This is a genomic window from Pseudoalteromonas sp. 3D05, assembly GCF_002723455.1.
Lineage (GTDB): Bacteria > Pseudomonadota > Gammaproteobacteria > Enterobacterales > Alteromonadaceae > Pseudoalteromonas.
The window spans coordinates 209,569-222,886 of the sequence record NZ_PDUS01000006.1 but is presented as its reverse complement, the minus strand read 5'-3'; the positions used below and the strand labels follow the sequence as shown (position 1 = coordinate 222,886).

Annotated in this window: 5 protein-coding genes; all 5 read left to right on the top strand. The window is 37.9% G+C overall.

The window, feature by feature from the left end; translation table 11 throughout:
• Positions 1-354 precede the first annotated feature (354 nt).
• A complete protein-coding gene (locus tag CSC79_RS08820; protein WP_099295453.1) occupies positions 355-1,299 on the top strand; it encodes a hypothetical protein in 945 nt (314 codons plus the stop codon).
• Complete coding sequence (locus tag CSC79_RS08815; protein ID WP_099295452.1) at positions 1,299-2,285, top strand: hypothetical protein; 987 nt, start codon at positions 1,299-1,301, stop codon at positions 2,283-2,285. The genes CSC79_RS08820 and CSC79_RS08815 overlap by 1 nt, the downstream gene beginning before the upstream one ends.
• An 87-nt stretch (positions 2,286-2,372) precedes the next feature.
• Positions 2,373-11,126 (top strand): hypothetical protein, encoded by an 8,754-nt coding sequence (locus tag CSC79_RS08810; RefSeq protein WP_099295451.1) that lies wholly within the window; start codon positions 2,373-2,375, stop codon positions 11,124-11,126.
• Positions 11,127-11,339: 213 nt separating this feature from the next.
• Positions 11,340-11,972 carry a 2OG-Fe dioxygenase family protein gene (locus tag CSC79_RS08805; protein ID WP_099295450.1) on the top strand — a complete coding sequence of 211 codons (633 nt, stop codon included), beginning with the start codon at positions 11,340-11,342 and terminating at the stop codon, positions 11,970-11,972.
• Positions 11,973-11,981: 9 nt separating this feature from the next.
• Positions 11,982-13,214: a cysteine desulfurase-like protein gene (locus CSC79_RS08800; RefSeq protein WP_099295449.1), complete on the top strand. Its 1,233-nt coding sequence runs from the start codon at positions 11,982-11,984 to the stop codon at positions 13,212-13,214.
• The last annotated feature ends 104 nt before the right edge of the window (positions 13,215-13,318 follow it).

The following is a 13,318-nucleotide window of genomic DNA, read 5'->3' as shown; positions in this document are numbered from 1 at the left end:
CTCTAATCGAGGCTGCAAATATGAGTAAGTTATTTACATCAACTCAGCCAAACGAGCTTCTCAACTATCTGAGCTTCTGTCAAAATTCGATTATACTAAAAAGACTTACAATATATTAATTTAAAAAGTCTTTTAAATTAATGATTTATGATTAAGTTAGCTTCTTAAGTCCTTTTGTTGCGAATTTTTTATTAAGTCAGCGTTCATTTTTTGCTTGACGCATAATTGTAAGGGACTAAAATTACGTGTGTTTAAAACATTTTAACAAATGTTATTTTTTGTTACCAGGGAGGGTACATAGAGCTTTGCTCTCTTCTATTTGGGTAACTTTATAGCAGAGAATAAGGCATGTTCATGAAATTACCTCTATTAATACCCGTCCTTTTTAGCGCATCAGTCTATGCAACACCGAACCCTTCTTTTAGTGAAGTGCGTATAGGCCTTGAAACAATAGGCTATAGTGAAACCCTAAACGATGTTGCAGGCTTTGGTCAGCTTAGCCAATCGATAGATGTTACCAACCCAGCGATACGTCAGCTTTCTTACACAGGGATAGATGATGATTGGGGTTTTTATGTTGAGAGTGCTGCAACAATCTCGACTGATATCGCAACTGAAACTTGGTATATGGGGGAGTTTGGTGCTGTTCAGCAAAATGCATTTAAACTCAAAGCCAATGAGATTGGTTTTAAAGGTGCTTATAATTTTTCACAAGCAATACAATTCACAGTGGGTACAAAGTTTTTTACTTCCAGCTTTACACGTTCAAACTTTTCTTTTGTACAGCCAGGTGCTGATTCATTTGATAAGGCCTTAATTGCTATTTCAGATGATCCAACTAATCCTGCACGCTTTACTTTACCTGGTATGGAAGGCGGGCAAACAGGTTCACAGCAAAACTACACATCTCAACTTCGTCCAGTGATATCTGTATCCGAAGATCAAATGGGTATTTTACTTACTCTAGGTGCTCGCTATGACAGCCGCCTCAAAGACAGTTTTAATAAATATAGTTGGTATTTAGAAGGCGAAGTAAGCAGCCCAATGTACTCTGAAATTCAGAACACCCAATTTGAAACAACAACACTGACCGATAGCTTTAATGGTTGGGGGGTGTTTGCCAGAGCGGGTATGCGTTATCAGGTTATGAATCACATTGCGATTCTTGCTGGTATAGACGCACAATATAAATCGCGCGATATCGTGACTAAAAACCTTGAAAATGGCCAACGTTTAAGAGTACCAGAAGTGGAGTATAGCAATGTTTCATTCACTCTTGGCGCACAGTGGAGCTACTAATGAGAAAACTATTACTCGTAACTATTTTTATGGGAATCACATTGAGTGGTTGCAAAACGATTGAGTCAGTTCAAAAAGATCTTGCTGGTTTAGCGGGTGAACAAGCAACACCTGAACAACAACAAGCTGCTTTTCAAAAAGCAGAGCAAGCATTTGGGGAAGCGTTAACTGCTTATAACATTATAAAATCTGAATCGCTCGCTGAGTATGATATTGAAAAAGTAGAGGAAGCTCAAAAAATTTGGCAAGTGCTTGAGGCCGAGTTTGAAGAACTAAGGCTTACGCCGGAGCGTGCGCTTGATAGTGCATCATTATTTTCATCCGATACGGTTGCGGATGAAGTAATGGAGCAATGTCAGCAAGTTATTAGCCTTGTAACTGCAGCTAACCTTTCAAAAGATCGTATTACAGCTGTATTAAAACCAGTCAGGGAAGAGTTTGCAGTGCTTACTCAAATTGATGCAAAAATTCATTTTGAAAAACGTTATACCGTCTTAGAGCAGCGACATGAAGAGTTAAAAGAATTACTCATTGAGGGTGAAGAATCACAAGTAAGACAGTATGTTCCTCAACTTTTAGAGCAACTTACAGCACTTGAAAAGGATGCAGTTGTGCAGTTTTATTTTTCAGAACATATTCGCAAAATCTATCAATTAGCTGATTCTGATAAACCCGACGTTTTTCCTGTTGTATATAGCGATATTAAATCTCAATTAGCACAAGGTGAGAGCTACGCAAAGAGTAATTACCGAGATTATGACAACATTAAGCTTGAAGCGAATTTAGTAGCACACCAGATAAAACGAATTAATAGCCTTTTCAATGAATACTTAAAAACAAAAACAGCATTAGATGACAAAGATATTGAAAGTAAATTACTTAAATTTGAGTATGAGTTAGCTGAATTAACAGAGGCTGTTGGTTTGGGAGATTTAAGACATCTATCATTCACAGAGCAATTACAGCAGATTAAAGCCGCTTTGTAATACATATTTAATCTAAAGTCGTTTTAGGGCGACTTTTATAAGTTTAGGGATGTCGCCACAGGCTTCCCTTTATAATGAGGGATACAAATGGATTTATTTAATAAAAAGCTTCGTGTGGGTATATTCACTGGGGCATTACTTTTAGCTGGCTGCGGTGGCGGTGGCGGTGATGAGGGCTCTTCTGGACCTACACCTACACCACCCCCTGCAACCAATTCAAGCCCTACAGTTAGCCAAGCTACGGTTGAAGATGTGCTTGAGCAAGAAGCGTTAACATTAAACGCTACAGCTTCTGATAGTGATGGTAGCATTGCATCCTACAGTTGGAGCCATGATGCAAGTTTTGAGTTTACCAGCAGCGGCCTAAATACTGCTGAAGCAACATTTACTTCTCCCGATATTACAGAAGATGTAACGGTCAAATTTACTGTTACAGTGACAGATGATGACGGTGCAACCGCTTCATCAACACAAGAAGTCCTTATTAAACGCAAAGTCTCAAATGTTACGATTACTGGTATCGTGACAGATGAACCTATTGCCAATGCTGAACTTGAGATTGTGGTTGGGAGTGAGTCTTTTAATGTTCAAGCTGGCGATGATGGCCGTTACACTGCGGTGTTAAATATTGACGAATCATCAGCTAAAAAGCTTGTAAGAGTAAAAGCAAAAGGCTTAGATACGCTCAATCCAGGTGTTGAATTTGTATCGCAATTGAGCTCAGTCGAAAAACTTCTCGCGCAAGCAGGTGATGATAAAACTCTCGATAGCAATGATAACTTTGGTGTAAATATCACTAATGTTACCACTGCAGAGTTTGCGCTTTTAACACGTGATGGCAAAGAGCCTGCAAGTGAAGCAGAGCTTGATAGTGCACTATTAAATGTTGATGCTGATGAAAAAATTCAGTTAGCCACACTTATTAAGATTATTGTTGATAATCCAGACTATTCGTTACCAGAAGGCGTTAATAGCACATTAGAGCTTGTTGCAAACGAGCAGGTAGCAAAACAGTTTGAAGAAGAAGTAATAGAGAAAGACCCTGAAATCATCGAAAAAACTAAAAAAGAAATTAAAGAAGATGATGATCTAGTAACTGGTGCGACAGGTTCGCTAGAGGGTAATTACATTATTAACTCACCTCGCTACCACACAAATACAGCGTTTCACTTGAGCCTAATGGCCGATGGTAGCGGTGAGTTTAGCGCTAATACCAGTAGCGCTATCACTTGGTCTGAAAATGAGGGTGTGTACACATTAGCGTTTGATAAACAGGTTACGATTTATCAAAATTCAGATGCTGAAAGTTCAGAGTCTTTAGTTTTAACAGGGCTTAGTTTTATAGTATTAGCTGAAAACGATGTATTTAGAACCATCGAGATCACGCGCTCAACAGAGCGAATGATAGTTGATAGAAATTCCGGCTCAGTCACAAAGACGACCGAAGAAGATGAAACGTACACTACGAATCTAATATATAAAAATAAAACCATTTCATTATTAGCTGAGCAGCTTATAGGTGAGTGGGCATTTCATGCGTATGAGAATGATTACGATACTAGTGACGATCCTGACCTACCTGAAACCCTACAATTCTATGCTGATGGTACAGGCGATGTTGGTGGTAACAGCAGCGAAGCATTTACTTGGCAGCTAAACAACCACAGCTTAACTGTTAACTATGATGAAGATGGTGAAACAGGGCAGCTTGAGCTTTGGTTTACAAAAGCATTAAGTGGCGGTTATCAATTAGTTGGTCTTGATACGAGCTTTGATGAGCCGAGCGACACCCTCACAGGGTTGTTAATAAAAAAACAAGCCGTTACCACAACAAATGAAGAATTAATAGGCCGTTGGCATGGGTTTATCGGCACGTCTCAATCGTATGATTTGAATATACATAGCGATGGCACAACCATGATTGGTTTGGGTATTACTGACTGGCAAGGGCATTTAGAGGATGGTCAGTTTACACGTAGGCGCTTCATTTATAACAATGAGGTTGTTACATCATGTGAAGGCTTTGATACAAGCTGTTATCTTAATAGTGAGATGATTCACGAGTTTATTAGTATTGTTGATAACCTTTTTTATATAAACCGAACTATCAATTACTACTCACCAAATGGTGAGATTAGCTCTCAAGATGGCGCGATATTAGTTTATGAATATAGCAAAGATTTAAGCTACAGTGCATTTACCGAAGAGCTATTAGAGAATTACACTGAGTTTTATTCAGCTGATGGACAGACCGACAGAGTTTACGCTGAATATGACGAAAACGGTAATGTAACATACGCTGTAGAGTTAGAGAGCCAGACCTATACTGGCGCAACCTTTAATGACGGTGTGTTAAGTTATGACCGAAATGGTGAAAAGTGGCATTTCGAACTTGTTTCATCAGATACCGATAGCATTGTTGTTTGCCACTATAAAGACGGCGGTACATGTAATGCTGCATCACAAATTACTTACTTACCAAAGCGCCCTAAAGTTACCCTTACTGCTAACTCAAATGGTAATGGTGAAATTTCACCCGCATCACAAGCGTCATTTTTCTATCAAAAAGTTGGATTTGAAATCATTCCTAGCGACGGTTTCATTTTAGACGCAATTGAAGGTTGTGATGGCTACGTTGAGGGTAATCACTACATTGCACTTGCTGGAAATATGGATTGTGAAATTAATGCGACCTTTAAAGAACAGCAGGAGACTGTTGGTACCTTTATAATTGGTAATCAAGACCTTTATTATGCGAGCGCTTATACGGTAGAGCTAAGTGAAGATAATACAGGCGCATTAACCTACGAGGGTAAAGTAGAAGTAACGTGGACAGAAAGCGCTGAGGGAGTTATAGAGATTACTCCTCAAAGTGATTTTGTTTTACAAGAATACGAAAGCTTCTCTAATAGCATTGGGATGAATGTTGCGACTAAGGATATCGCAACAAAACTGACCTTAACACCACTCCCTGAAAAAGGCAGTAATTGGTATGAGCTAGGTCGTGATATTGAACAATACCAAGATGATGTACTAGTAGATGAGTACACAAGTTCATATGAAGTAAGTAAAACAACTCTTGAGCAACGCTTAGCAATTAATGCTAATGACATGGTAGGTGAATGGTCGGTTAACCTTGTTGGTGAAAATACGGTTTATAAAGTCTTTTTCAATGATGATGGTACAGGTGTATCTCATAATATCAGCGATTTATCAGATGAAAGCTTTACTTGGCAAGTTGCAGATAACACTATGGTGCTTAATTTCCCTGAGGATGGCGGAATTGAGTCATTTTATGTCACTAAAGATATAAATGTGGGCTACCAGTTAGTCACACAAGGTATTTTTGACAGTGAGCATTATACAGATTCTGGCATTATGGTGCGCCGTAATGAGCAAGCAATATCAGCAGATAACTTTGCCGGGCGCCATCAGTTCAGAGATGGTCATGATATCAACTCTCACTGGGCTGAAGTACAAATCTACCAAGATGGAGAGGTTTTCTTTACTACTGGAACCAGTTCGTATCAAAAGGGGTTTGAGGACGGACATTTGATCCGTGATTTGTATTACGACACAACAGATGGTAATTGGCAAAGAGTTGACTGGTGCGACGTTGCTTTGGATACATGCCATCTTGCTGGTAAGTTTGTATACACTTTAGTAGCTGTTGACGGCGACCGTTATTATATTGAACGTACAATTACTCAAGGCTCGTCAGCAGAGGAAACCACTGCGCATTTATATATCCATGATTATAGCCCTTCAACAAAAGTAGACCAGTTTTATGAATATGATTTAGGTTTTAGGCTATATCAAAATGACGGAAATGGAACTGTGGAGTGGTTTGTTAGAAATAGTGATTACGACGAAGAGCAAGATAAGCAATATTATACTCTTCGACTTGATAATGCCGATCCTGTAAATGTTGAGCTGATTGACGGTAAATTAGAGCTAATACTTGATGGTCAAGACACCGTTATTGAATTAATCGATAACAATCGCCGTGATATTACTTTCTGTAAGTACTTAAAGGGTAATAGTTGCCAGGTAGGTGATGAAGTGTATTTATCATTTGATGCGCCAGAGCTCACGATAACAGTAAATAGTGATGGGAATGGCTCATTGGCTGTAGGAGATGAGAGTATTGTTGAGCATGGCTCAAATTGGTCGACATCTATTGAGCCAAATTCAGGTTATGAACTTGATAGTATTTCAGGTTGTGACGGCTATGTAGATGGCAGTGATTATAGAATCTCTTATGTGAAAGAAAGCTGTCAAATTGATGTAACGTTTAAAGAGTTTGTCCCGTTATCTACTCAAGCAAATATTACAGATCCTGCACTTGCAATGTGTGTTGATAATTCAGGTGAAACAAGCTTAGAGAGTGTGACTGAATTAAATTGTAGTTGGAACATCTATGGTGAGGTTACGTCTTTAGCGGGGTTGGAGGCGCTACCTAACTTACAAACTTTAGAGCTTGCAAACTTAAACATTGGCACCCACTTAGATTTATCTGCTTTAGAGCAATTAACAGAGTTTTCTAATGGTTATAACTATGGTTCTGAGCAGCAAACAAAAATAGAATCTATTCAATTTTACGACTCTAGTCTAATTACTCGCCTAGAGTTGAGTGGACAAAATATTTCAGATATTGACTTATCTGCATATACCTCACTGCAGGATTTAACTTTGCAGGATATGCAGTTGACTCAGATTGATTTATCTAATCAAACACAATTAGTGCATCTAGACTTACAAGGCACAGAGTTAAATCAGCTAGACTTAACGTTTAATACGCAGCTAGAGTCTCTATGGCTTAATAGCGGTAGTTTAACTGAACTCAATATTGGGCACTTAACAGAGCTAAGAGATGCGTTTTTATGGGGGCAAACAGGGGTAACAGAGCTTGATGTCACCAATTTAACCAAACTAACTCGCCTTAATATTGGTAAAATGGGGGTTGCGTCGCTTAATCTAATAAACTTAGTTAATTTACTAGATTTGGGTATAGAGTATACCTCGATAAATAATTTAGATTTTTCAGCGTTACAAAGCTTATCTTCATTAAATGTTGAAGGTGTTGAGCAGCCACTTGTGCCATGGTCACATGTCTATCACATATCAAGTTTAACGATAGGTGGAGCTAACTATACAAGTTTTGACTTCTCGCCTTTTACTAATTTAACAAGACTGAGAATATCAGATTCTGGTGTTAGTGATTTATCTTCAATTGCAAATCCAGATCTAATATTATCACTGGATTTGTTTTATAACTACCAGCTTGAACAGCTGAATATAAGCGAGATGACATCTTTAAACTGGCTTCAGGTAAATGACTCTTCAATTTCTACACTAGATTTTAGTAATAATAGCAATTTAACAAACGTCTATATTAAACGGAATGCATTAGAAACAATTAGTGGAATAGAAGCCATTGCTGATAAGTCAGCAAGGTTGGACTTTGATAATAATCCGCTAAGCAGTGTTACTATTAGTTATTTAGATGACTTACGTGATAATCAAGGTTATTACAATATTTCGTATTCTGTAAGCTACAGCGTTACTGTGAACGTAACTGGAAATGGTACTGCTAGCGATTCAAACTTTACTTTGTCAGATGGTGAAAGCCGCGGACTCTATTTATACCCTGATAGTGGTTATGAAGTGGATTCAATTGAGGGTTGTGAAGGGACTTGGCACTCAGCTGACTATTATGAAGTTGGCCCAATCACTGAGTCGTGTGAGATTAACGTAGAATTTGTTGAGGCAATACCACTTGCTGATAAAGCGGGGATAACCGACCCTGCACTTGCTCAGTGTGCGAACAATTCTGGTTATACTCACCTTGAGTTTACAACTTCTTTGAATTGCTACTCAGGTGACATTAATTCATTGGATGGTTTAGAAGCATTTCCCAATTTAAATGGATTGCATGTTGTTAATTTGAATGTTGGTGAAGTTCCTGATTTATCACGCTTAACAGCATTAACAAACATCACTATTAATAATAGTAGTATTACAGGCATCATGGTCTATGATTCAAATCTGATAGAGCGGATTGGTTTATCAGGTAATGCTTTAACTAGTTTTGATGCATCGCCTTATAGCAATTTAAAAGAGTTGGATTTACAGAATAACCAACTAGTATCACTGGATACAACTAACAATACATTGCTTGGAGCTCTTAGTTTAAATGTAAACCCATTAACGAACTTAGTTATAAATAGCGCTTATCTACTTGATTTAAGAGTTAGTCATACTGAGCTAACTGGCTTAGACCTTAGACAAAGTGTAGAGTTAGATTATTTAGATATTAGCCATACACCAGAGTTAGCGGGTTTAGACTTATCACATTTAACTAAGCTAAGAGAGCTCAATATTAGTGGTTTAGATCAGAGTTTAATAAATAATGCTCAGTTCCCAAGTGTTGAGTCGTTATTTGTATCGTATGCAAACTTGACGTCATTTGACACCACAGGTCTTGCTAATTTGAAGTATCTGAACTTAGAAGGGAATCAGATATCAGATTTCAGTCAGGTTATTATCGATAAACCAGCGCAGCTACTTGATTTAAATATATTACAAAATCCACTTATCGAGTTAGATGTAAGTCAGTTTAGTAATTTAACCTCGTTAAACATTAATGAAACAAATATCACTAATCTCGACTTTACTAACAATATCACTTTGAAATGGGTTTATGCCAATAGAGCAAAGATAACGACAGTCACTGGGATTGAATTTTTGACGGAAAATCGTGCATTTTTCCTAGATTTACATAATAATCCGCTAAGCAACGATACTGTTAGTTATTTAGATGACTTACGAGATAATCAAGGTTACTACAATATTTCCTACTCAGTAAGCTACAGCGTTACTGTAAATGTAGCTGGTAACGGTAGTGTTAGTGACTCTAACTTTCTATTATCAGATGGTGAAAGCCGCGGGCTCTATTTATACCCTGATAGTGGTTATGAAGTTGCAAGCGTAACAGGCTGCGATGGAACTTGGTATTCAGCTGATTATTACGAAGTGGGGCCGTTAACTTCGTCATGTGAAATTGATGTAGAGTTTGTTGAAGCAACTTCACTTGCTGAGAAAGCGGGTATAACTGATCCAGTACTTGCAGAGTGTGTGAATAATTCTGGGTATACACGATTAGAAGATACTACGTCATTGAACTGCGCATGGAGTGTTAATGGTGAAATAACTTCATTAGTCGGGTTGGACGCTTTTCCTAATTTAGAGCAGCTTAGAGTCAGTGAGTTAAATTTAGGGGGAGGTGACATTGACTTATCCCAGTACTCTAGCCTTAAAATGATCGGTATATATAACTCAGCTTTAACATCACTAATAGTAAATGATCCAAATGTAATCACTGAGCTTTCATTAAACTCAAATAAACTTTCTGAGATTGATTTGTCTGCTTATACTAACCTTCAGCATTTGGAATTATCGCAAAATGAGCTAACAAGTATCGATTTAAGCCAAAACCTAAGGCTAAATTACCTTTCAATTTCAAGTAACGCCTTATCTGAAATTGATTTGAGTAATAATGTAGAGATTATAAACCTAAGTGTGGATGATAACGCCCTTACGTATATAGATCTCAATAATAATATTAATATCGAAAGCTTAAACATATCTTTTAATCAACTTACATCTTTAGGTTTAACTAGTTTAACAAAGCTTGTTACTCTTAGCGCTGAAAGTAATCTAATTACATCAATTGATCTCACCCAAAACACATTGCTTCATGCAGTTTTTCTTTCATATAATCAATTATCCGAAGTTGATTTGAGCCAGCAGGCTTTGTTAGTTTGGGTTCATATTTCAAATAATGATCTAACAGAAGTCCATCTTAGTCAGAATGCCTTATTAACTAGTATTCAGTTGTCACACAATCAGCTATCTGTAATAGACTTAAGCTCTAATAATAAAGTGAGTTATCTAGATTTATCATCAAACCTACTAACTGAAATTGAAATTTCTCATTTGAGTCAATTAGAATATTTACATGCTCACTCTAATCAATTAGCTGTGATTGATGTAGGCAATGCAAATGAGTTAAAAGGGCTACATATAGGGGAAAATGAATTAACTGAGTTGAACCTTGAAGCAAACCTTGAACTAACTTATTTAGCTGTATGGGGAAATAGTTTAGCTTCTATAGATTTAAGCAATAATACAGAGCTTAGATCGGTAAGTGTTGGTAATAATTTGCTAACAAGTATAGATTTAAGTAATAACATTAATATTGATGATTTAGATATAGATAATAACCAATTGAATACGGTCGATTTGACAAGTTTAAGTAAACTCGTTTACTTGAATGCCCAAGCTAACCTCTTTACTTCGATAGATATTAGTAGCAACACTGAACTTGTTAGTGCTTATTTTTCTAATAATCAACTCCAGCAAGTAGACACTAGTAACAACACTTTACTTACATACCTATCATTAGATAATAATGAGATTACGGACGTTAGTGGTTTAGAATATGTTGTAAATAAAGCAGCCAACATAAACTTGAAATCTAATAATTTATCGGCAGCAGCAGTATCTTATATACAAGGGTTACGAGATGGCCAAGGCTATACGAATATTCTATTTGATATGTCTGTTGCATTTAATGTAACAGGTAGCGGCAGCGTAGGTGAAGAAAGCTTCTCTCTAAGCGAAAATGAAACCAGAGATATATATTTATACCCAGATACGGGTTATGAAATAGGCTCGGTGACAGGTTGTGATGGCACGTTAGAGACAGACTATTATTCTGTAGGTCCGCTAACAGCATCATGCGAAGTTAATGTTGAGTTTGTAGAGACAACACCATAAGTTTATTGAATACCTTTTGTAGTTGATAAAACGACCACGTCATGTGGTCGTTTTTATTTTTAAATTAAAAATTCAATAAAACCCACATTTATATCTTACTTTTATACTTTTAAACGCCTTTAATTAAATAAAGACGCAAAAATTTCTCTCTATTTGCATTAAAATCCCCTTCATTATTTATGAGTTAGTCTCTTATTTTTTAGGTGATATTTTATGACAGCATTAAACAACCAGAACCTATTGCAACTTCGTTTTGTAAACCAAGCTCATATCGAGGCGGTAAAGCCATCATTTGCTAATCTTCCAGCTAACCCTTATGCCGATGGTGCGTTTCGTAAACGTCGTTATTCAGTAATTAAAGTGCAAAATGATGAACTTGTTTTACAAGCTACAAAAGCCTTTGTACAAGATGATTCAATCAATACCTTTCAAGGCAATGTAGAACGCACTTATGAGAACTTAGAGCAGAGCTTACTGCAAAGTGACGGTATGAAAAGTATCGTTAATGAGTTTCGCGCGATTACAGGAATAGACGAAGAGCGTGATATTGAAGTTCACCAATTTAGAATGCTTGCTATCGAAAGCGATACGCCTCCTGCGCCAGAAGGTATTCATCAAGATGGCTTTGATCACGTGTGCATTTGTGGTGTATCACATGAAAATTTAGAGGGCGGTGAATTACTTGTTTATGAAAATAAACAGGCTGAGCCGTGTTTTAAAATGGAAATTAAAGATGGCATGTTTGCACTGATCAATGACCGTGAAGTATGGCACAACGCTACACCAATGAATAAAATTGACGCAAGTAAAGACGGTTACCTAGACTGTTTTGTATTAACGGCTTAAGGAATGGCAATGAATTTAACTAAACTACGCCGTCAATTTCCGGCATTAATGCAACAAGTTGCTGGTAAGTCACCTATATTTTTAGATGGCCCGGGTGGTTCGCAAGTACCGCAATCAGTGCTTAGTGCAATGTCGGCTTACTTAGGTTATTACAACTCTAACTTAGGCGGCGCGTTTTTCTCAAGCGATAAAACCGTTGAGCTAATGGCTAATGCGCGCCAAGCAGCGGCTGATTTATTAAATGCCCCTTCTCGCGATCAAATCGTATTTGGCGCGAATATGACCAGTTTAACATTTAGCTTTAGCCGCGCAATTTCACGTGAATGGCAAGCGGGTGATGAAATCATCGTGACCAATGCTGACCACTTTTCAAATGTATCGTCGTGGCAACAAGCAGCACAAGATAAAGGCGTGAAAGTTAATGCTGCACGTATCAATGAAGCGGATTGTAGCCTAGATTTAGCACATTTTGCCAGCTTGCTAAATACCAACACCAAGCTTGTAGCTGTAACTTACGCATCAAACACCACAGGATCTATTAACGATATTCAACGTATTGTTGCGATGGCTCATGAAGTGGGTGCATTGGTTTATGTTGACGCTGTGCATTACGCACCGCATGAACTGGTTGACGTTCAAGCGCTAGATTGTGATTTTTTAGCGTGTTCTGCGTATAAGTTTTTTGGCCCGCATTTAGGCATGGTCTATGGTAAGCGTGAGCACCTTGAAGGATTTACGCCTTACAAGGTTGAACCTGCTAAGGATATTATTCCAGGGCGCTGGGAAACCGGCACGCAAAGCTTTGAAGCACTCGCAGGTTTAATTGCTGCGGTTGATTATATTGCTGACATTAGTGAGCTTGATGATAGTTATTCACGCCGCGAAAAATTAGCTTCGGCTTTTGTAAAGACTAAACAACATGAAATGGCACTAAGTGAGCACTTCCTAACACGTCTGGTCAATTATCCTAAAATCAAGCTGTTTGGTATTGATGATTTAGAACGTTTATCAGAGCGCACACCTACCTTCGCTCTGACATTTGAAGGGCTTGAGCCGCGCCAAGTGTCTGAGTTTTTTGGTAAACAGCATATCTGTGTGTGGGATGGTAACTTTTACGCTCAGGGCTTGTGTGAGCAATTAGGTGTTTTAGACAAAGGCGGTGTAGTTCGCATCGGTTGTATGCATTACAACACTATTGAAGAGCTTGAGCAGCTGTTTGATTTGTTTGATCAATTATTTTAGAGCTATAAGTTATAAGCTGTAAGTTTTAAGCGACCAGAGTGCTTGGTAAGCCTTGACATAAAATCTGAATTGAGTAGATTTTTGGCTTACCGCTTACCGCTTAC